Origin of the sequence: Hymenobacter sp. (assembly GCF_036387835.1) — a bacterium.
Taxonomy (GTDB): Bacteria; Bacteroidota; Bacteroidia; order Cytophagales; family Hymenobacteraceae; genus Hymenobacter.
The window spans coordinates 1-21,054 of record NZ_DASVSY010000109.1 but is presented as its reverse complement, the minus strand read 5'-3'; the positions used below and the strand labels follow the sequence as shown (position 1 = coordinate 21,054).

Genomic DNA, 21,054 nt, shown 5'->3' with positions numbered 1-21,054 from the left:
GACAGGAGAAAGCACCTGCCAGACAGTACCACACCTCAACGATAATCACTCACGCCTCCTTCCATGATGCCTCAACCCATCACTTCTCACTTGCCTCAACAAACTTTCATGAAACTGAAATTTCTCTACCCTTTCGCGGCTGTATTGCTGGCCGGTACTTTCACTGCCTGCGACAAAAAAGACACTGAGCCGGCCAAGCCCGAAACCGAAAGCCGCTTTGCCCGGCTGCTGATCATCGACAAAACCAGTACGGCCGTGACCCTGCTAGACCCATCGAAAAACGAGCAAACCACCTTCCAGGCCAGCTACGGCGGCGGGGCCGTGTACGCTTCTTCGTCGGGCCGTTGGGCGACGCTAGTGAGTTACGCCAATAGCGTGGTTGAGTTTTTCGATACGGGTATTGAGCGCCACGACGACCATGTGCACATCAAGGGCACTCCCAAGTGGGGCCTCACCAAATCGACGAGCCCGGCGCCGGCGCACGTGCATTCCTCGCACAACAAGATCAGCATCTTCAATGATGGCAATGCTTCTATCAGTTATGTAGAGGAAGGCCAGCTGCATACGCTGGCAGCACCGGCCACTATTGCCACCGGCGCGTCCCACCACGGCGCCATGATTTTGTTCGATAATGGCAGCTACGCCGCTACCCACAAAAATAATACGGTGGCGGGCGTATTGCCGGAGCAGGTGAAAATCGTGCATGCGCAGGGCACCGTGGTGGCGGCCCCGAGTGTTGGCACCGGCGGAATTCACGGCGACGCCAGCGACGGGCAGCAGGCGCTGTTTGGCTCGGCCAGCGGGGTGCTGGTGGTGAAGCAAACCGGCGAGCAGCGGCTGATTTCGTACCCGGCCGGCGCGGGCAGCTACTGGCTGTCCACGATCTACTATGCGCAGAAAGCCCGCACTTTCTTTGGCACCCGCAACGAGTACGGCGTATTCCGCATCGACCCGTCTACGAACACGATGAAGCAGGTAGGCAAGGCTACCAAGCTGGTGCATGTGGCCTTGGATCAGGAAGGCGAAACGCTGATGGTACTTGAAGAAAACGGCACGCTAACGCTGTTTGACGCGGCCACGGGCACTGAAAAAGTTAGCCGTTCGCTGAGCGGCCTGCTTGATGCCAAAGCGGCGACACCCACGCTGGCCGCCAGCCGACGCTACGTGTACGTGAGCAATGCTCCGCAGGGCAAGGTGCACATGCTGCGCAAAAGCGACCTAACTGATAACACAACTTTCACGGTAGCCGGCGCCCCGTTGCGGCTGGCTCTCGTGGGCGCCGACGTCGATAGTGACAAGGGCGAATAGCCGCGGCAGTACCGGCCCGACACCCTTGTTTTACGCTGTTTTTCCTTTTCACCTTTTTCATTTTTCAACTCATGCACACTCCTTTCCAGACTCCCTTTTTACGCGCGACATTTTTCGCAGTTCTGGCAGCGGCGCCCTTGTTTAGCGCTTGCAGCGACGACAACGACGACCCAACGCCCGACGACGACAACGAGCAAATTACAACGGTAACCTACACGCTGACGCCAGTTAGCGGCGGTACGCCCGTGGTAGTAACCTATAAAGACGCAGACGGCGACGGCGGCGCGGCTCCAACCATTGGTACGCTGACGCTGGCCGCCAACACCACCTACACCGGTGCCCTATCGCTGCTGGATGAGACCAAAACTCCGGTAGTTAATACATCGGCGGAGATTCTGAAAGAGTCCGATGAGCATATCTTCTTCTTCGAGCCCGCTCCTACCAACCTGGTGAACGTGACGCTCACCGACAAGGACAAGAACAACCTCCCGGTAGGCCTGCAAACCCAACTTGTAACAACCTCTGCGGCCACCGGCACCCTCAAAATCACGCTGCGCCACCAGCCCGGCGCCAAGAACGGCTCTTTCGCCCCCGGCGACACCGACGTGGAAGTCACTTTCCCAACTGTGGTGAAGTAAGAGCTATGCCGAGTAGCGGAGTAACGGAGTGAAGTAGCCTTCGGCGCGAGCAAAGCGGCTACCTGCTAATGTAAAAGAACTTTGCTACTCGGTTACTCGACATCTGCGAGGCTGGCTGTAAACAGCTCCGCGCCATTTTCTCCTGGTTTGGTTTTGGAGAAACGCGAGGAAAGCTCTGGCCCATGGTCGGAGCCTTCTTTATTTTAAAGGATGCATCCTAACCCCTCATTTTCCGTTCATTCAGCCTTCTTACCTTGCTGTATGCTTCGCTATTCATTGCTTTCTGCCGGCCTTTTGTTAGGCACCGGGAGTGTACTGGCCCAAACGGCCTCTACTCGGCCGGTGCGCGTAGCCCCGGCGGCTATTCCGCCCACTACAGGCCGCGTGACGGATGCCGTTTCCGGCGAAGCCTTGCCGGGTGCTACCGTCTATTTTCCGGACCTCAAACAGGCCACTGCTACCACGGCGGATGGCAGCTTTCGGCTAGCTGCGTTACCCCGAGGGCGGTTTCTGATGCAAGTGCGCTTTGTGGGTTACACCACTGTAGTACGCACCGTTGACACTGGCAATGGCCAGCCGCTTGCCGTGGCGCTGGCCCCAGCTGCCACCGAAATTGGGCAGGTGGTGGTAACGGGGGTATCGGCCAGCACGGAATTGCGCCGCTCGCCGGTGCCAACTAGTGTGGTGGACCAGACGCGGCTGCGCCAAACGGCCGCCACCAACGCCGTAGATGCCATTGCGCACGTACCCGGCCTAAGCCAGATTACCACCGGGGCCGCCATCAGCAAGCCGGTTATTCGGGGGCTGGGCTCGAACCGGCTGGTAACGCTCAACAACGGAGCCAAGCAGGAGGGCCAGCAGTGGGGCGACGAGCACGGCATCGAAATCGACGAGTACAGTGTGGATAGAGTGGAGATTATCAAGGGGCCAGGGAGCTTGCTGTACGGTTCCGATGCCCTGGCCGGGGTTATCAACTTTCTGCCGCCCGAGCCGGTAGACGAAGGCCGTGTTCTAGGTTCGGTGGCAGCTAACTATCAAACCAACAACTACCTGCAAGGCTACTCCGTGATGAATGCCGGCAACCTGAACGGGCTGAACTGGATGGTGCGGGGTACGGGCAAGGTGGCCGGCAACTACCGCAACCGCTATGATGGGCGCGTATACAACTCTGGTTTTCGGGAGTTGGATGGCAGCGGCTACGTAGGCGTCAACAAGAGCTGGGGCTACTCGCACCTTACTTTCAACTCGTTCAACCAGCAGCTCGGCTTGGTGGAAGGCGACCGGGACTCTGTATCCGGACGATTTTTAAAGCAAGTAGCTATTGGGGGCGACCCGGCAAACGTTGTGGGCGTGCCCGTGACGGATGCCGATTTGAAAGGCTATGGCATTGACGTGCCACGCCAGCGCATCAACCACCTGCGCATTGGCACCGACAACAGCTTTATTCTGGGGCAAAGCCGCCTGACGCTGAACGTGGGCTGGCAACAAAACCTGCGGCGCGAGTTCGGTAATCCGGCCGACGGCGAAGAAAACTCACTGTTCTTCCAGCTGCATACCATCGATTACGCCCTACGCTACTTTCTGCCCGAAAAGAACGGCTGGCAGACCACCGTGGGCGTGAGTGGGATGCGGCAGGAAAACCAGAACAAGGGAATAGAGTTCCTGATTCCAGCCTACCAGCTGACGGATGGCGGCGTGTTTGGCCTCACCAAGAAGACCTTTGGTAAGTTGGATTTAAGCGGGGGCTTGCGCTACGACCTACGCCGCATTACGGCCGACCGGCTGCTACTCGATGAAGACGAGCGGCCCGCTACCAGCGGCGAAGAGAAGTTTCCGGGTTTCCAGACCACCTTCCGCAACGTAAGTGGCAGCGTGGGCGGTGCTTTCAGCGCTACCGACAAGCTGGTGCTGAAGGCGGATATAGCGCGGGGCTTCCGGGCCCCGAATATTGCCGAGCTAGGCTCTAATGGTCAGCATGAAGGCACGATTCGCTACGAAATTGGCGAACCGGGTTTGAAGGCCGAAACCAGTCTCCAGGTGGATGCGGGCATCAGCTACACTTCTGACCACGTGGGGCTCTCTATTGATGCGTTCCGCAATGGCATCACCAACTACATCTTCCCCGCGAAGCTGCTTGATGCCAGCGGCAGCGCCGACTCGGTGGCTACTACCGGCGACCCGGTGTTCCGCTACGGGCAAGGCAATGCCCGCCTCGCCGGCGGCGAAGTAACCCTCGACCTCCACCCCCACCCGCTCGATTGGCTGCACTTCGAAAACTCGTTTTCTATGGTGCGAGCCATCCAATTTGATCAGCCGGCCGGCCAGAAGTACCTGCCCTTCATCCCGGCCGACCGGCTGCAGTCGGAGCTGCGGGTGAACTTCCGCAAGGTGGGCATTACGCGCCTGCGTAACCTGTATGCCCGCGGCGGCGTGGAGTATACCTTCGCACAGAATCGAGTATTCTCGGCCTTCGAGACGGAGACTGCCACTCCCGGTTACACCCTGGTCAACCTCGGACTGGGGTCGGATGTGACTAATGGCAAAGACAAAACGCTGTTTTCGCTGTATCTGACGGCCAACAATCTGTTTGACGTCGGTTATCAGAGCCACTTAAGCCGCCTGAAATACGCAGCGCTCAACCCAAGCAACGGTCGTACGGGTGTGTACAACCAGGGCCGTAACATAAGCGTGCGGATGGTAGTGCCGCTGAGCTTTAAATGAAGAATCAGGAAGGAAGAACGAGTGCAGAATGTGTAATCTAGCGCCACACTGCACTACCTTACCGATACCGTTGTTGGAGGTTGACCGTAGTAAATCTTCACTGCTTGTTCTTCATTGCTAATTCCTCGCTGGAAATATGGGCCACGACCACCACGGACACGACCATCATCACCATCACCATGCGCCACCAGCGGAGTTTAGCCGCGCTTTTAGCTGGGGAATTGTCTTGAATTTGCTGTTTGTGGCCGGTGAAACGGCGGGAGGCTTGTGGGCGAATTCGTCGGCGCTGCTTTCCGATGCGGGCCACAACCTGAGCGATGTGCTAAGCCTGGCGCTGGCTTGGGGTGCCATGTGGCTGGCCAAGCGCCGGACCACAGAGCGCTATACCTATGGCTACAAGGGGGCTACCATCCAAGCGGCACTGCTAAATGCGGCACTGCTGTATCTGGCGCTGGGCTTTATTCTTTGGGATACGCTCGACCACCTGCGCCACCCGACGCCCGTCAATGGCACCGTGGTTATGGCACTAGCCGGGTTGGGTATCCTGGTCAATGGTTTCACGGCCTGGCTATTCAGCAGCGGACAAAAAGGCGACGTGAACGTGCGCGGCGCTTATTTGCACATGCTCACTGATATGCTGGTGTCGGTGGGCGTGGTGGCTGGCGGAGCGCTCGTATACTTTACGGGCTGGCAATGGCTCGATCCGGCCATCAGCTTCGTGATTCTGGGCGTGGTGGGATATAGCTCGTGGGGCTTGCTCCGCGAAACGGTACAAATGGCCCTGCAAGCCGCCCCGGAAAGTATCGATGTAACAGCGGTGCGTCAGTTTCTGCTGACGCGCCCTGGTGTAGTGAGCGTGCACGATTTGCATGTGTGGCCGCTAAGCACTCAGGACACTGCCTTGACGGCGCACTTGGTCCGCCCAAACAGCGGTAATAGCAACCAGTTCCTAGGTGAATTGCAACACGCTTTGGTGCATGAGTTCAATATAAGCCACTGCACGGTGCAGCTGGAAGATGTAGCTCCCGCCATGGGCGCTCATGGCTGCTGCGACGAACCACAGACGCAGAAGTTGCATCAGGAGGTTTAGCGCTTCTTTTCGGTCATTAACACTGGAAGCTGCAGCCTGTTTGGCAGTGCAGGCAAGGCGCAGCGCGTGACCACAGCAAGTCACGAAAAACCTGTTTCGCGCTACAGTTTATTCATTGTACCAGTTGCCTTAAATCACTTTAGCCCTTCGGCTGCCTCTGGTAGAGGTGTTTGCCGTTAAGTGAGTGAAATCCTCTTTCGCGTGGCAAGGCGGCGAGCTATAATTGGCTGTTCTCCTATTTCAAATAACTGCAAGCTATTTATTAGCAATATCATATATAAAAGAATGAATGCTCGTATCGGAAGCTAACTAGGCAAGTAAATGCTAAAATAGTACTATTTTAAAAGTACTATGCAAACTACCTTTAGTACAGGCGGCACCTGCCTTGTGTTGGTTGTTGAAGATGTGCCGGCCCCTGCCACTAAAACCCACCATTTAATTTTTCCTATGTACTTAAACCGTTTACTTGATTATAGTTACAGCCTACGGTCGTCTGGATCGAAAATGCTGTTCTTGTTTCTGCTCTTCCTGTGCCCAGCGCTTGCTTGGGCCCAAACTGTAGTGCCTTTGGTTAATGGCCGGGCCGAGGCGGAAGCCGGTAATTTGAACGGCGTTACGATAGCCACGACGCCTACGGGTTTCTCTGGCACGGGCTACGTTACCGGTTTCACCAACAGCAGCGCCCTCACTGTCAGCATCACCTTCAACAACCCTACCGCAGGCCTCTACAAGCTCACAATTGGCTATACGTCGCCTTTCGGACTGAAAGGCTACAACGTGACGGTAAACGACGAAGGAGGTAGCGGCTTCTTTGACGGCACTATGGCCCCCAACAATTTCAACTTCACTGAGGGTGGCTCTTACTTGCTGCGGCAGGGTTTGAACACGGTGGTAATTGGAGGCAACTACGGATACTACGGTATCGACTACATCCAAATTGCTCCTACTACGGTAACCCCACCGGTGCGCCCTCCCAAAGTGCTGAGCGACCCATTGGCGACGGCAAGCACCAAGTCGCTGTTTTCGTATATCACCGATTTATACGGCACCAAGGTATTGTCGGGCCAGCAGGATGACCAGATGGGTCGCCCTAATTCCGAGATAAGCTACGTACTGGCGCAAACCGGCAAAGAGCCCGCTATTGCCAGCATGGACGTGTTCGACTACTCACTCTCGCCGGTGGCGCAGTACGGCCAACCCAACGGCACCACCGAGCGGTATATTGCCTGGTGCACCCGGGGCAATGGCCGAGGCATTGCCAGCTTGATCTGGCACTGGCGCGCCCCCACCGACCTGGTTAATCCGAACGACCCAAGCGGAGCCTTCTACACCGTCAATACCACGTTTGATATTGCCGCCGTGCTAGCCGATAAAAATGGCAGCCGCTACCAGCTTCTGCTCCAGGACATCGACCTGATTGCGGTGCAGCTCAAGAAGTTTCAGGCGGCTGGCATTCCGGTGCTGTGGCGCCCGCTGCACGAGTCGCCCGGTACTTTCTTCTGGTGGGGAGCAAAAGGCCCAGACGCTTTCAAAGAACTGTGGCAGATCCTTTACACCCGCCTGACTACCGTGCACCAGCTGCACAACCTGATTTGGGTGTACTCCACCACCGACAATCCGCTGGCTAGCTGGTACCCCGGCGACGCTTACGTCGACATCACGGGCCAAGACGCCTACCTCACGCCGGCTGCTAACTTCAGCGCCAACTGGACCAACATGCAATCCTTGTTCAGCCCCCGCAAACTGGTGGCCCTCACGGAAAGCGGCACCCTGGCCGACCCCGACCGTATCCGCGGCTACGGTACCTGGTGGTCTTGGTTCTGCGGTTGGCAGGGCTCTTACATCCGAAACCAGCCTCTGCCGTTTTTGCAGCGCATCTACAACGATGCCGACGTAATCACCCGCGACGAACTACCGAACTGGTACGCTTACGCCTTGGCTAATAAGAGCGCCATCACAAGCAAGGCGTTGTCGGTGTACCCTAACCCCGCTTCGGGCTACAGCCTGAATGTGACCTTGCAATTGCCGAGCAAGCAAGAAGTGGAAGTGACACTGCTTAACACCGTGGGCCAGCGGGTAGCACTGCTCAAGCCGCAGCTGCAAGCTGGCGACAACAACTTCCAGGTGCCCATCACTAACCTGGCATCGGGTATTTACCAGCTGGTGGTTCGGGTTCCCAACCAACCCGCCATCAGCCACCGAGTGTTGGTAGCTCAGTAAGCGAGCTATCAGGTTAGCAAACAAAAACGCCCTTCGAAATCGAAGGGCGTTTTTGTTTATAAAGGCAATTGTGCTGTTCTGCCCTCGTGTGAATGCCGCGTCGTAAAGCCGTACAGAAACTAACTTCCGGTTAGGGCTTTTGCTGATAGCTGATCAGGCCTTTCGGGTACGCCTTAGCTACCTTTTCCGCGTAGTTGAAGCAGACTTGATTGTAGGCGGTACTCTGCGTTGCCAACCAGCGCATCGGAAACGTAAAGTGATATTTAGGGCCTAGGTCCTGCGAATATTCTCCCATGAAGGTTAAGTCTGCGCCGCCTTTGGTGGTAGGGGAAGCCCGCACTTTGAACACGTGGAGGATAGGCTGCTTGGGCGCGCTGCCCGATAAGTCGAAGCTTCTGCCCTTCGTAGTCAGGCGGTTTGGCGCGACGGAATCCAGCTGATATCCTTGGGCCACAAGAATCTGCTTGATTTTGCTAAGCGCCAAACCCACGCTGTCAGGCGTAGCAACTTTAATCAGGTTAGCTCCCTTAAACGGCTTGAGTGCGGTTGGATCAGGCGCCGGGTCAGTTTGCGCAAACACAACGGTAGCAGTAAAAACGGCGCCGTAAAGCAAGAATTTCATAGGCGTAGGCTATACTAGTATCGTGCCTTTGTGCTGATTTTCAATCGTGATGGGAGAAGCCTGCGTCTCTCTGCCTGCTTGAAAGCAGGTCGGTTAGCGTACAACGCTTACGGGTGGTTGTACGGCTCGCTTGGGCAAGCGAGCCATAATTTCCAGGCAGGCCCGGCTATTGTGATAAGGGCATTTCCAGAAGCCCGCCTTGTCTTCGCCGGGCATGGGTGCCAAGTCTTCGTTTACTCCCCAGAGCCACTCTCCGGACTTGTAATCCAGAATGTTTTGCTCGGTGAAATCCCAGACGCCCAAGAACAGGTCGTAGAAATGACGGTGGCCGCTCACTTGGTAGGCATTCAGAAAACCTACCATGGCCTCGGCTTGCACCCACCAATGCTTCTCCCGTATCCAGTGGTTCAGGGCCGGATCGAATTCGTAGTTGAGGCCACCCGTGGCATCGAGGCCGCGGGCGGCGGCGGTGGCCATATCCACGGCTACTTGCCGAAACCGGTGAATCAGAGGCTCATCACCCAGTACCTCGGCGGCTTCCAGCAACAGCCAGGAGGCTTCTATATCGTGGCCGAAGGAAACAACCGTGGACTTTACCTGCCATTGCTCGTCCAGAAACAGGTGCAGATGGTGGGTGGCCGGGTTGATAAGATGGTCGACAAACACAGCCAGCAGCTTCCGGGTCTGCGTTTGCAAATGGGCGTCGGGCCAGTAACGATACAGGTTGGTATACGCCTCCAGCACGTGGAGGTGGGTGTTCATGGTTTTCTTTTCGTTGGCATCCTTGTCGCTCAGGCGCAAGTCGGCCAACGGCGCCCAGTTGCGGGCCAGCGCCTCCAAATACCCGCCGTGCTCTTGGTCGAAACTGTGGGTTTCGATGCTGTGATACAAGGCTTGGGCATGCGTTAGGGCCCGCTCGTTGCCACTGGCAGCATAGTACTCGGCCATGCCATACAGCGTGAAAGCCAAGGCATAAATCTGCTTTTTCGTATCAAGCGGCTGGCCTAGGTAGTCAACCGACCAAAATACCCCGCCGTGCTCCTGGTCGAGAAAATGTTGCTCTATGTATTCGAAGGCCCGCGTGGCCAGCGCCAACGATTCGGGGCGGGGCTCGTGGCGGTAAGCGGCCGAAAACGACCACAGAATGCGGGCGTTCAACACTGAGCCTTTGGGGGCTTGTGCTACTACCTGGTTTTCGTCGGTTATCTGCCCGTAGAAGCCCCCATGCAATTCATCGGGCATGTAGGTGCTCCAGTACGAGAGTATCCGGTCGAGTTCCTGCTTGAAAGCTTGCGCCTGTTGCATAGGTTGCGGTTTAGCTGCTATTCTAGGCAGTGTCTCCTACTGATTGTTGGCATCGGCCAGCGAAGCCGTGGTCAGTTCGCCTAGTGCCTTATTTTGGTTTATTAAGGTTTGAATGGCCTGCACCGAAGAGTGGGACGTGAAGTGGTCGGCGGGGGTGTTCTGCACGTAGTCGAGCAGCTTTTCCACCGTAGAGGTGGCCACGTGCATGCGCGTATCCGAGGAACCATAGTAGATAAATACCTGGCCGTCCTCGTCAGTTATCCAGCCGTTGCTGAACACCACGTTCGACACGTCGCCGATACGTTCGTCGCCTTCCGGCGCCAGGAAATAGCCGCCGGGCTTGTGAGTGATGCGGGTGATTTCGTGCAAATCGGTGAGGAACATGTACAGCACGTAGCGCAAGCCAGCGGCGGTATTACGCACGCCGTGGGCGAGGTGCAGCCAGCCTTTTTCGGTTTTGATGGGCGCTGGGCCAAGGCCGTTTTTCACTTCATACACCGTGTGGTACTGCTTGCGGTCAATCAAGACTTCCTCCTGCACCTCGGCCTGCTCAATCGACTCCGACAAGCCAAAGCCGATGCCGCCACCGGTACCGGCCTCAATGAAACCGTCCTGCGGGCGGGTGTAGAATGCGTATTTTCCGTCTACAAACTCGGCGTGTAGTACCACGTTGCGCTGCTGCGCCGAATTGGTTTTCAGGTCGGCCAGCCGCTCCCAGGTTACCAGGTCTTTGGTGCGAGCAATGCCACAGCTCGCTACGGCCGCCGACTGGTCGGCGGCAGATGCCGCGGGGTCGCGCCGCTCGGTGCAGAAGGTGCCGTAAACCCAGCCGTCTTCGTGGGCGGTCAGGCGCATATCGTAGACGTTGGTGTCGGGGTCAGTTGTTTCGGGCAGGTCAATGGGGTACTCCCAAAACCGGAAGTTGTCGATGCCGTTGGGGCTTTCGGCCACCGCGAAAAACGACTTGCGGTCCGCTCCTTCCACCCGCGCCACCAGCACGTACTTGTCGTGCCATTTCATGGCGCCGGCGTTAAATACGGCATTCAAGGCAATGCGCTCCAGCAAAAAAGGATTGGTTTGCTTATTTAAATCGTAGCGCCAAGTGAGCGGCGCGTGGGCCGCCGTCAGGATAGGAAACTCATACCGGTCGTAGATGCCGTTGCCGAGGTCCTGCTTACGGTTGGTTTGCGCCAGGAGCGCTTCTTGAGTTGATTGGAGGGCGTGCAGCCGGTCTTGGAAGGAAGGCGTCATGAGGTATGCATTAGGAACCCGGCTATAGCGGGTTGGCTTGTGCGATAATAGTTGGAAGGCGTAAGCAGCAAAGCCTGTTACGTTTAGGGAATGGGAAAGTAGTAGGCAAGTTTGAAAATCCAGTGGATTCAGGCGCGCTGACGGGAAAACTGGTTTGCCGAATTCCCAACGGCAAACCAGTTGTCGGCCAACGACCTATAGCGGACATCGACCTCCAGCCTGTCGCTCCCCAAGCAACAGACCTTCCCAATAGCATTTTAACTCAGCGCATTAATAATCCCCCAATTTGTCCCACCACGTTTTTTTAAGAATGGTAATAACTACTACCAGCAGCAGCACGGTAACGAGCAGCGGCAGTTTTTGCATCAAGATCAGGTACATGGGCAGAATGGTGAGACAAAGCTGAGCCACTATGCCTAGCACCACGTTGAACATGTTGAGTTTGAAGTTGCGGTTGGGCTGAAATCCAGGGTCTTCGGCCAGCACCATGTTGTTGATGGGCCCCCAGAAACCCCAGGGCCGCACATTCTTATAGAAAGCTTTCAGCACGGCCACATCCGTAGGCGGCGAGGCGTAGGTGCCGATAACCGATCCGGCCAATGACAGCAGGAACAGCACCGGGAAGTAATACAGGAACTCGATACCCTCGAAAAACCGGGTGAAAATGAGAGCCGACACGATACCCGTGAGCATGCCCCAGAAGAAGCCCGTGGCATTAAACCGCCACCAGTGCCACTTCAGCACGTTGGAGGCGATGTAGCCGCCGTACAGCGCCGATACTATCCACTGCAACACGCTGTTCACGTCTTTGGCCATGAAGCCCAGCAGCACCCCTACCGCCACCACCACCACGCCCACCACGTAGTTCAGCGAAATAATTTGCTTGGTGCTGGCCGTGGGGTTGAGGTACTTCAGATAGATGTCGTTGACGATGTAGGCCTGCGCCGCATTCACGGTGCCGCTGAACGTACCCATAAACGCGCCGAGCAAGCCCGTGAGCACCAGCCCCAGCAAGCCAGTAGGCAGGAAGTTATTGATGGCCACCGGCAGAATCCGCTCGAAATCAGTGGTACCCTCGGGGCCTTTGATGTTCATTTGGTTGTAGTAAAGCAGCCCGAGCACCGTGAGGCCTATCACCAGCGAGTAGCGGATGGGCAGCAGCACGATGGATACAAACCCGCTCATTTTGCTGGCTTCCTCGGGCGAGCGAGTCGACAGGATTTTCTGCATGTCGTAGTTGGGCGCAGGGCCGGCCAACGAGGCGAAAATACCTTTGAAGACCATCATCATGAAGAAAATACCAAACAACGAATAGCCGTCGGACTTGATTTTCTGGTTGACTTCGGTGATGATACCCGTCCAGTCTAGCTCCAGCCGCGACCCAAAAAACGGGCTGTACCAGCCAGCTGGCACATTCAGCGTCTGCCCCCCCTGCAATTTCGACCACGCAATGAAGCCAATGGCTAGGCACGCCACCGTCATGATGGCGTACTTAATCATGTCGCCGAGTACGATGCTGTGCATACCTCCGAGAATGGAGTAAAACATGGCAAACAGCGTGAAGATGATGCCGTACACGTGCGGCACATACTGCGCCGACACCGTGAAGGGTACATAGCCCTGCACCAGTTCCCAGGGCACAAATATTTCAATGAACTTGCCCAGGCCCACAAAGCCATAAGCCAGGAACCCGAGGCAGCTCAGCAAGGCAAAGGCAATCACCACCTTGTGCGAAGCTCCTACGCCTGGCCCGGTATTGCCGAAGCGGGTTGCCAGCCACTCGGCGCCGGTAGAAGCATTGGAGCGGCGCAGCCAGCGCGAGAGGTACATCATCAGAAACACCTGGTTGAACACCGGCCACAGCCAGGGAATCCAGATGCTTTTCATGCCATACACAAAGCACAAGCTCACCATCCACATCGTGCCGCTGATATCGAACATATCAGAAGCGTCGCTCAACCCGAGTTTATACCAAGCCAGACTTTTGCCGCCTAGCAGGTAGCTGTCTTTGTTTTCACGGGCCTTTTTGCGATACCACAAGCCAACCCCAACCGTTGTAAGGAGGTAAGCAGCAATAATGAGTACGTCGAGCAGGCGTAATTTCATCTAGTTAAGGAGAGGCGGGAATTGGGGAGCGAAAAGAACGAAGGGCGGGCCAAGGAGCGCGTTATTTGATTATTATACTGTTGACGTTGCCAAACTAGCCGTCATGCTGAGCTTGTCGAAGCATCTCGCTAGCGTAGTAAACTCAGTTAGTACCACACCTCAGCACGCGAGATGCTTCGACTCCGGCTGCGCCTGCGCTCAGCATGACACGTTCTTACTGCAAGAGCATAATTTTCGTAGTCGTTGTAGGGCAGGCCTACTCCTTTTTACGGTAGACATTCAAAGGAGAAAGGCGGTTCTGGAAGATGACGCGGGGGTCGTTGTAGAATTGCTTGAAGTCGTCGGCACTGGGGTGGCCGGAGTAGGGCGCGAAGAAATGGTCCCGGCTGGTACCCCCGTTGCGCCAAACGAGTACGTACGAAATGTTGTAAGGCTTCAAAGTCGAGAGCAACGTCTTGGTCCACCAGTTGGTAGCCGGAATCCGGTCGTAGCCGGTTTCGGTGAGGGCCGCTACTTTGCCGTGTTGGGTGGCGGCTTGTTGCAGAATAGCTAATTGACGGTTGAGTTCCTGCTTGTAGCGGGCCGTGTCGCGGCGGCAGTAGGTATCGAAGCCCATCATATCCACATACTCGTCGCCGGGGTAGCGCTCCAGGTAATGATCCAACGACCTCACCTCGGCCGAAGAATAGGATAGCAGCAGATTATGAAGCTTTTTGGTGTTGCGCAGGTAGTTGGCCGTGAAGCGCCACAGGGCTTTGTACTCGTCGGGCGTGCAGGTGTTCTCGCACCACCAGAACCAGTTGCCCGTGTGCTCATGAAAAGGCCGGAACACGATGGGCACGGCTGTCAGTCCGCTCCGCATTGTGCGCAGATAAGCGGCTAGCCGGTCGAGGTAGAGCAGGTACTGCGCATGATAAGCGCCACCGGGCAGAATAGCGGCCACGGTGCGCGCCGTGTCCCAGGCGGTTTTACCGTTGGTGGGGTTGTTCAGGTGCCAGCTGATGGTATTGATGCCGCCCCGCTTGTAAGTGGTTTTAACGTATTCCCTGATCTTGGCAAACGGCACCTTATCGAGGTTGCGGGCACTATCCAGCTCCAAGTGGCCTAGCTCCCAGCCGTATACGGCTGGGTAGGAGCCCGTTACGCTTTGCACGTCAGAGCGCCCATCAACATAGCTCCAGCCTACGCCGTAGGCGAGGTCGTCTTGGTGGCCAAACATGATGTTGGTGCCCGCCATGCGCTGTAAGCTGCGGTACAGATGTTTGGTCTTGGCCGTTGCTTTAGGGTCGGAAGGCGCTTTTTCCTGAGCGCGGATAGTTTCGCTGCCAAGCAACAAAACGACCACGAGCAACAAGAGCCGAAAAGGCAGCACGGCAACTAAGCGTTTTATTGGAGTAACAAGTGCCATAGCGGTTCATGCGCAAGCCGACGCAGGTATTGAAGCTTATTTCGATTGCTGGATTTATTTTATCTGGGCTATAACCATCAAATCGAATAGCACCATTCAATATCTTCAAATGTAAACCTCAACCTGCGTATTTATTAATGATAAATTGACTTTCTCTTGTACTTATTTAACTTGTCAAGGAAGAGCAAGAAAATAATAATCGTGTTCTAAATCATTTAGTGGGTATTTAATTATTTATTCTCACATACAAATGCTTAATACTATTTTAGCATTCGTATTGCGCTGAACAACCACTTCTATACCTGCCCCTGCCATGCGTCAAAACCTGATGCGCGAAATCACTCCTCTCACTCAGAGCGACTGTTTCACTTTGTTCTCGCGCGTAAAAAAGGAGTTCAGTTTCCCCTTGCACTACCACGACGAGTTCGAGTTGAACCTGATCATTGACGCACCAGGCGCCAAGCGCATTGTCGGCGACCATATCGAGGTAATCGAGAATCTAGAACTGGTGCTGGTAGGCCCTAACCTGGGGCATGCTTGGTTTACGCATCAGTGCCAGAGCGAGGAAATTCGGGAGGTGACCATTCAATTCCATAAAGACCTGCTAGAGGATCGGCTTCTGCACCGCAACCAGCTCAGCTTTATCAGGAAAATGCTGGAAAATGCCCAACGGGGAATCCTGTTTTCGCGCGAAGCCACCGAGCGGCTGCGGGAGCGGCTACAATCACTGGAGCAGAAAACCGGCTTCGACTCGGTGCTGGAGTTGCTCTCCATCCTGCACGACCTTTCCACTTCGCGCAACATGCGCATCCTCTCCGATTCTTCTTTCAATAGCGAGCAGTTCAACTACAACAGCCGGCGGCTTGAGAAGGTGTTCGAGTATATGAATGCTAATTACAGCCGGCCGATTACGCTGGCTGAAGTAGCCAAGCTGGCCAACATGCCCGAAGTATCGTTTAGCCGCTTCATTAAAAAGCGCATTGGGAGCACCTTCATCGACAGCCTCAACGAAATCAGGCTGGGTCATGCCACGCGCATGCTCATCGATACCACGCATAATGTGGCGGAGGTGGCCTACAAGTGCGGTTTCAATAACATATCCAACTTCAACCGCATCTTCAAAAAGAAGAAAGGCTGCACTCCCCGGGAGTTTCGCCAGAACTTTTCCGGCACCCGAATCTTCATTTAAGTTGCTATTCTCCCTGCTTACCGGGTGGTGCAGACCGGAGGCCGCACACGCAGATAGTATTTATATCGCCCGCAGCACAAGATGTTTAATAGGTTCTGTCATTCCGACGCAGGAGGAATCTGAGTTAGGCCGTTGAACGACGGTACTCAGCCTCTTCCTGCGTCGGAAGGACAGAGGCAATTGTCTATTTCCGTAAGAATCTTGTCTTAAAGCAGTTGGGCTAAGCAAAGAGCCTGGTCGTGGATGGCCGTAATCTGAAGTCCTAGCAGATACGGGCTTCGAAACTGTTCGTAAAGATCGGCGAACAACTCATTTAGCTCGGCGGTTTCTGTAGACACATGACAGTCTATTTGCCGGGTTTCAACTATGCGCCCAAGCTCAACTTCTGCGATAGTAAGCTGACAGCAAACCGTATACTGTAGTTCCTTTTTCATAGTGGTAGAAGGAAAGATGATGACGGCAATGAAACCACAAAGCTAATATTTTTGGCAAATTATCCAATAATATTAGTATATATTTCTATCTGATTCGTGACTTGCAGCTTGTTTGGCGGTGGCCCCCACTCCTAGCCCCCTCGCCCCGGGGAAAGGGGATAAGGTCAACTTGCATTTTCTAAAATCAGTTAGGTTGTCTGCACCTGCTTGACTTCAACTTTACTTTGCCTGTAAATGAACAGGGCAAACGCATGAAGCTTACGCAAGGAGTTGTTTGAGGTAGTCAATGTCGTAGGCGGCCTTCACGCGCCGTTTTGCCAGACTTAACCCGTCGCGTTGCTGGGTGAGCACTTGCAGGGTGAGTTTACGGAGGGTGGCCAGGTTTTCCGGCCCGCAGCCCGTGCGTACCCGACAAGCGTCTTCTTTTAACGTCACGTCCAGATGCCAGTGCAGGTGGTTTTCGATGTCCCAGTGCCCCCGCGCCAACTTGCTATAATAGAGCGGGTTTTCTTCCACTTCATCACTCAGGTAGTAGCGCACCTGGCGCGTGGTTACTCCCCCCACGCACCGACTGGCCTCGACTTTGACCAGGGTCTGCAGGCCGGGCCACGCCTCTACGAACGAGGCATCTAGGCTGCTGGCTGCCAGGCACCAACAGCGGCGCTGCTCGAACCGGTCGCGGGCGTATTCCCACTTTTCCGGCGCGCTCACCCCCGCATTAGCCCGGAAGGCGCAGTCCACTTCTTCCCATAACTGGCCCTGGTTACGCTTGAGGGCCAGCAGATAATGCCCCCGTTGCTGCCGAATCTGGCCGGCAATGGCCGCCTGGCAGCCCATGGCGTCGGTAGTGACCACGGCCTCGCGCAAGTCCAGTTGGGCCAGTAGCTCAGGTAAGGCCGTGATTTCGTTGCTTTTATCAGCTACGCGTTGCTGGCCCACGCAGAGGCGGTTCTCGCTCACCCAAGCATTGACCAGGTACAGGCCGGTGTTGCCGGGGCTGCGCGGGTGCACGCCCCGCAACTTTTTGCCATCCAGACAGATTTGCTTCTGAGCCAGCGTGTCAAGCAGTTCGTGGCCATGCTGTGCCAGACAGGCCCGGAGCAAGTCGGGAGAAAGGAATTGAAATACCCGGTTAAAGGTGTCGTGGGAGGGCACGGTCGGCAGTTCCACCAAACCAGCCAGTTGCCGGGCGTGGGTTTGGGCAAATAAGACCATGTCTTCGTAATCGTGGCCGTTGCTCAAGTAGGTACACAAGCCAATGAGCAGAATATCAGCCAAGCGGTAGCGGCATTTCGACGCTTGACGAAAATCTTCCACTTGCAGAAAGTACGCACGAATAGGGTGGCTCATGGCCCAAAACTAGGTCCCTAATGCTTCATGCGTTTGCCCTGGGCAGTTATGCCATAGCAGCTATTCCACGACGAGGTGCTGGTTGAGCAGGCCGCAACGTCGTACGGATAGGCCCGGCCGCAACTCGGCCAATGAAAGCTCAGCGCCGGTACCAACAGCAAGAGCCGCCTTTGTGCGTACGATGCGACCCACAGCGTCGAGTAGTTGCAGCGGCGCCTTCTGTACTGCCCCTTGCAGCCGCCCGCGCACGGTTTCATGCGCTGGATTGAAATAAACCAGCAATTGCGTACCAGCCATAGCCTTGCTGCGAGAAGAGGAGGGAGTAAGGTGCAGTTTTCGAGCCGCACCCGGGCAACCAGTGCCGGATCAGTTTTATTAGAACGGTCGAGCAACATTCCAACTGCGGCAGCAGGTATAAGGTAGCGGCTGATACCGTCTGCTATATTGCGGCCTAACGCCCTCGGAATGCCAACTGCTACTGCTTGGAGTGAGTTGGAAGTGGCGCAAGTGCAAGGCCGGTCACGCCTTATTGCTTGTCGCAACTTGCAGCCCCTGAAGATTCTTAACCCCGCTGCGCCAACTGGTTCCTGCCACGCAGTGCTTTCCAGCTACGGCGGTGGTATGGTTGCCGGCGACGCCATCCAATTGCGTATCAAGAGCGGCGTCGATACCCGGCTGTTTGTCAGCTCGCAATCCAATACCAAAATCTTCAAGTCCATAGACGGACAAGTAGCCGAGCAGCAATTCTGCGGCGAGCTAGCGAAGGGCGCCCTGGCCGTGGTATTTCCCGACCCGGTGGTGCCGCAAGCCGGCAGTCGCTACCGCCAGCTTCAGCACTGGCAACTAGCTTCCAGTTCGTTGCTGCTAGTAGCCGATTGGCTGCATTCGGGCCGCATGGATGTAGGGGAAAAGTTCGAGTTTCATTCGTTCCACTCGGAGCTGCAAGTGCGCCGTCAGGGCCGTCTTGTGCTCCTCGACCGGTTTGCGTTCAACCCTCAAGAGCACATTGCTACGGCTCCGGCCAACTTCAGTACCTATCAAACGGTGCTTTCGCTTTACCTGATCGGCAACCCCACCGACCCCCGGTTCGTCCGCCTCGCGCAGCAGTTCAAGCACCTCAAACTGCCCATCCCCGACACCCCCCAGTTCGACTTAAGTGGCCACGACTGCCTGGTTTCGGTAACGCAAGTTAAACCAGACGTGTACGTGCTCCGAGCCGCCGCCCACAGCCGACAGGCGCTACAGCCGGTATGCACGCAGGTGCTGGCGGTGTTGGCAGAAAAGGAGTTTTTCGGCTACAACCCGCTGGCCAGGAAATACTAAGTAATCCAAGTTGCGGAATAGCCGCGTAGCGGCTGAAGGTCTATCGCCCTGAACTGGTCGTATGAGAGGCGCGCCGCATAGCGGTGCCAGAGGCGCCTATACTTCTGATACCGCTACGCGGCACCAGATTACGCCTGTCTTTTTCACTATAAACCTTGAGCTGCTATGCGGCCACGCCGCACTTAAATCAAGTAGTGAGGTAGGACGTGGCATTAGTGTGCAGAGGCTGTAGCGCAAAGCCTTTGTTTCGCACCTCGTTGTTGACGGCCGCGCCCTACGCAAGTCGTTCACGTGACTCGAAGCGCAGGCTTCGCGCTACAGCCTCTACTTGCGCGGCCGGCGTTCTTCGCTAACGGAATCCAAAGCGCGAGCCTTAGCGGCATGGATGTGGTTGATAATTTCGTCGAGGCCGAAGCCATCGAGGGCACGAGCAAAGAGGAAGGGCCCGTCGCCCCGCATGCGGGCGGAGTCCCGCTCCATTACGCCCAGGTCGGCCCGGATCAAGTCTTTGAGGTCGATTTTGTTGATGACCAGCAGATCAGATTGGGTGATGCCGGGGCCGCCTTTGCGCGGAATTTTGTCGCCGCCTGATACGTCGATGACGTAGATGGAGTAATCGACCAGCTCGCGGCTGAAGTGGGCGGCCAGGTTGTCGCCGCCGCTTTCCACGAACAGCAGATCCAGGGTCGGGAAGCGCACCATCAGGTCTTCCAGCGCGTCCATGTTCACCGAAATATCTTCCCGGATGGCCGCGTGCGGGCAGCCGCCGGTTTCCACCCCCACAATCCGGTCGGCACTCAAGGCGCTGTGCCGAATCAGGAATTCGGCGTCTTCGCGGGTGAAGATGTCGTTGGTGACCACGCCTAGCTCGAACTCGTTGCGCAGCCGCTCACACAAGGCCTTGAGCAGCGCCGTTTTGCCGGTGCCCACCGGCCCGCCTATGCCCACCGTGAAAGCGCGCTTGCGGAAGTTGCGGTAGGAGGGAAGCCGCCGCGTCTGCCGCTCCGCAAAGTCGCCCGGCGACTCCATTGCCTCGTGGGTGTGGCCGTGCAGCAGAAGAGCGAGTTTATCAGTGAAAGCCATGTATCGGTGAAGTTGTGAGATGGTGAAGTTGTGAAGAAAGAGCGGAAAAGCACACTGTAGAGACGCGACACTTCGCGTCTCCGCATTGAACGACTCGTCCAAGACATATCCGGCCCAAACAACCTTAGCAACGCGGAGACGCGAAGTGTTGCGTTTCTACATCATTCGTGGGCGGCTAAACTAATTCTGAAACAGTTTCGAATAGATATCCTCGTGCAAGCTTTGCGTGGTATCCAGCAGAAAAGCGGAGCGGGAAGCTTCCTGATACTGCTTGCCAGCGTGTTCCGACAGCAAATGCTCGAACACCGCGTAGAAGTCGTGCTGGAGGCGGTGGCCCTCCAGCGGGCCAAGGAAGCCCAAGCGGATAGCTGCGCTGAGTTGGTCGCGCAGGGCCATGTGCAGGTAAACAGCTTGCAAGTCGGCCAAAGGAAAACCTGCCTGTTTCAAAGCCATCGTGAAGCTGAGCGTGAAGTGCAAGGGCAGTTGCTGGGTGTCGAACCAGGCGCTGATCTTGGGTAGCTGTGCGTCGGGATAAAAAGAGGTCAGCAGCTTCAGCCAGGTTTTGCCTTGCGTCACGCTGGCTCGGTGCAGCGTGGGCACCAGCAGTTGCGCGTCGTATTCCTCGGCTAACTGACGTAGCTCTTCGCCTAGCTCCGGTAATGTATAGCCAGAGTGCATAAACGGTAGTTCCAGGCTCGCCACCTGCTGCAAATACGCATACAAGTGCTGCCGGAAATCAACCGGCGTCTTAATCAACCCGAAGGTGAAGCTGCTCTCCAACCCATACGAGTAAGCAAACGAGCCTGTCGGCAAAGCCGAGTCTACAAGGTGCAGCAGCCGGACGAGTTGCATTAGGTTCTGACGTGGGACCTCACCCCCCGGCCCCCTCTCCTCGGGGAGAGGGGGAGCCGAGATGGCACAAAAAGGAGGGGTTGAATCCAGTTGAGGTTAAAAAGTCGTGTGGTCGGTCGGCTCCCCCTCTCCCCGAGGAGAGGGGGCCGGGGGG

Annotated in this window: 17 protein-coding genes; 7 read left to right on the top strand and 10 right to left on the bottom strand. The window is 56.1% G+C overall.

Translation table 11 applies throughout. From position 1 onward, the window contains the following. Window positions 1–108 precede the first annotated feature (108 nt). The 5 genes from VF639_RS20895 to VF639_RS20875 all read left to right on the top strand — a co-directional run bounded on the left by VF639_RS20895 (window position 109) and on the right by VF639_RS20875 (window position 7,977). Window positions 109–1,308 carry a YncE family protein gene (locus VF639_RS20895; protein WP_331147888.1) on the top strand — a complete coding sequence of 400 codons (1,200 nt, stop codon included), beginning with the start codon at window positions 109–111 and terminating at the stop codon, window positions 1,306–1,308. A 71-nt stretch (window positions 1,309–1,379) separates the two neighbouring features. Next, window positions 1,380–1,946, top strand: a complete 567-nt coding sequence (locus tag VF639_RS20890; protein ID WP_331147887.1) for a hypothetical protein — start codon at window positions 1,380–1,382, stop codon at window positions 1,944–1,946. Between the two features lie 261 nt (window positions 1,947–2,207). After that, window positions 2,208–4,667, top strand: a complete 2,460-nt coding sequence (locus tag VF639_RS20885) for a TonB-dependent receptor (RefSeq protein WP_331147886.1) — start codon at window positions 2,208–2,210, stop codon at window positions 4,665–4,667. 136 nt (window positions 4,668–4,803) lie between these two features. Beyond that, window positions 4,804–5,757 (top strand): cation diffusion facilitator family transporter, encoded by a 954-nt coding sequence (locus VF639_RS20880; protein ID WP_331147885.1) that lies wholly within the window; start codon window positions 4,804–4,806, stop codon window positions 5,755–5,757. 447 nt (window positions 5,758–6,204) lie between these two features. Next, window positions 6,205–7,977, top strand: a complete 1,773-nt coding sequence (locus VF639_RS20875; RefSeq protein ID WP_331147884.1) for a glycosyl hydrolase — start codon at window positions 6,205–6,207, stop codon at window positions 7,975–7,977. 130 nt (window positions 7,978–8,107) lie between these two features. On the opposite strand, the gene VF639_RS20870 is transcribed toward VF639_RS20875, so the two are convergent. The 5 genes from VF639_RS20870 to VF639_RS20850 all read right to left on the bottom strand — a co-directional run bounded on the left by VF639_RS20870 (window position 8,108) and on the right by VF639_RS20850 (window position 14,669). After that, window positions 8,108–8,599, bottom strand: coding sequence for a hypothetical protein (locus VF639_RS20870; RefSeq protein WP_331147883.1), 492 nt, complete (start codon window positions 8,597–8,599; stop codon window positions 8,108–8,110). Window positions 8,600–8,692: 93 nt separating this feature from the next. Beyond that, complete coding sequence (locus VF639_RS20865; RefSeq protein ID WP_331147882.1) at window positions 8,693–9,904, bottom strand: AGE family epimerase/isomerase; 1,212 nt, start codon at window positions 9,902–9,904, stop codon at window positions 8,693–8,695. 36 nt (window positions 9,905–9,940) lie between these two features. Next, on the bottom strand, window positions 9,941–11,155 hold the full coding sequence (locus VF639_RS20860; RefSeq protein ID WP_331147881.1) for a glycoside hydrolase family 130 protein: 1,215 nt from the start codon (window positions 11,153–11,155) through the stop codon (window positions 9,941–9,943). Between the two features lie 270 nt (window positions 11,156–11,425). Beyond that, the gene (locus VF639_RS20855; RefSeq protein ID WP_331147880.1) at window positions 11,426–13,261 is read right to left on the bottom strand and encodes a sodium:solute symporter family protein; all 1,836 of its coding nucleotides are present in this window, start codon (window positions 13,259–13,261) and stop codon (window positions 11,426–11,428) included. Window positions 13,262–13,517: 256 nt separating this feature from the next. Then, complete coding sequence (locus tag VF639_RS20850; RefSeq protein ID WP_331147879.1) at window positions 13,518–14,669, bottom strand: glycoside hydrolase family 26 protein; 1,152 nt, start codon at window positions 14,667–14,669, stop codon at window positions 13,518–13,520. A 313-nt stretch (window positions 14,670–14,982) separates the two neighbouring features. Between VF639_RS20850 and VF639_RS20845 the strand changes: the two genes are divergently transcribed. Further along, on the top strand, window positions 14,983–15,858 hold the full coding sequence (locus VF639_RS20845) for an AraC family transcriptional regulator (protein ID WP_331147878.1): 876 nt from the start codon (window positions 14,983–14,985) through the stop codon (window positions 15,856–15,858). Between the two features lie 206 nt (window positions 15,859–16,064). Here VF639_RS20845 and VF639_RS20840 read toward each other — a convergent pair whose 3' ends face one another. From VF639_RS20840 to VF639_RS20830, 3 genes are all read right to left on the bottom strand, one after another. Further along, entirely contained in the window at window positions 16,065–16,292 is a 228-nt protein-coding gene (locus tag VF639_RS20840; protein ID WP_331147877.1) for a hypothetical protein, read from the bottom strand. A 258-nt stretch (window positions 16,293–16,550) separates the two neighbouring features. Beyond that, on the bottom strand, window positions 16,551–17,642 hold the full coding sequence (locus VF639_RS20835; RefSeq protein ID WP_331147876.1) for an ISAs1 family transposase: 1,092 nt from the start codon (window positions 17,640–17,642) through the stop codon (window positions 16,551–16,553). Window positions 17,643–17,702: 60 nt separating this feature from the next. Further along, window positions 17,703–17,939 carry a hypothetical protein gene (locus VF639_RS20830; protein WP_331147875.1) on the bottom strand — a complete coding sequence of 79 codons (237 nt, stop codon included), beginning with the start codon at window positions 17,937–17,939 and terminating at the stop codon, window positions 17,703–17,705. Window positions 17,940–18,107: 168 nt separating this feature from the next. Between VF639_RS20830 and VF639_RS20825 the strand changes: the two genes are divergently transcribed. Next, complete coding sequence (locus VF639_RS20825) at window positions 18,108–18,965, top strand: urease accessory protein UreD (protein WP_331147874.1); 858 nt, start codon at window positions 18,108–18,110, stop codon at window positions 18,963–18,965. Between the two features lie 324 nt (window positions 18,966–19,289). Here VF639_RS20825 and ureG read toward each other — a convergent pair whose 3' ends face one another. Both ureG and VF639_RS20815 read right to left on the bottom strand, forming a co-directional pair. Beyond that, a complete protein-coding gene (ureG, locus tag VF639_RS20820; RefSeq protein WP_331147873.1) occupies window positions 19,290–20,048 on the bottom strand; it encodes an urease accessory protein UreG in 759 nt (252 codons plus the stop codon). Window positions 20,049–20,228: 180 nt separating this feature from the next. Continuing rightward, on the bottom strand, window positions 20,229–20,900 hold the full coding sequence (locus VF639_RS20815; RefSeq protein ID WP_331147872.1) for an urease accessory protein UreF: 672 nt from the start codon (window positions 20,898–20,900) through the stop codon (window positions 20,229–20,231). Window positions 20,901–21,054: the final 154 nt, after the last annotated feature.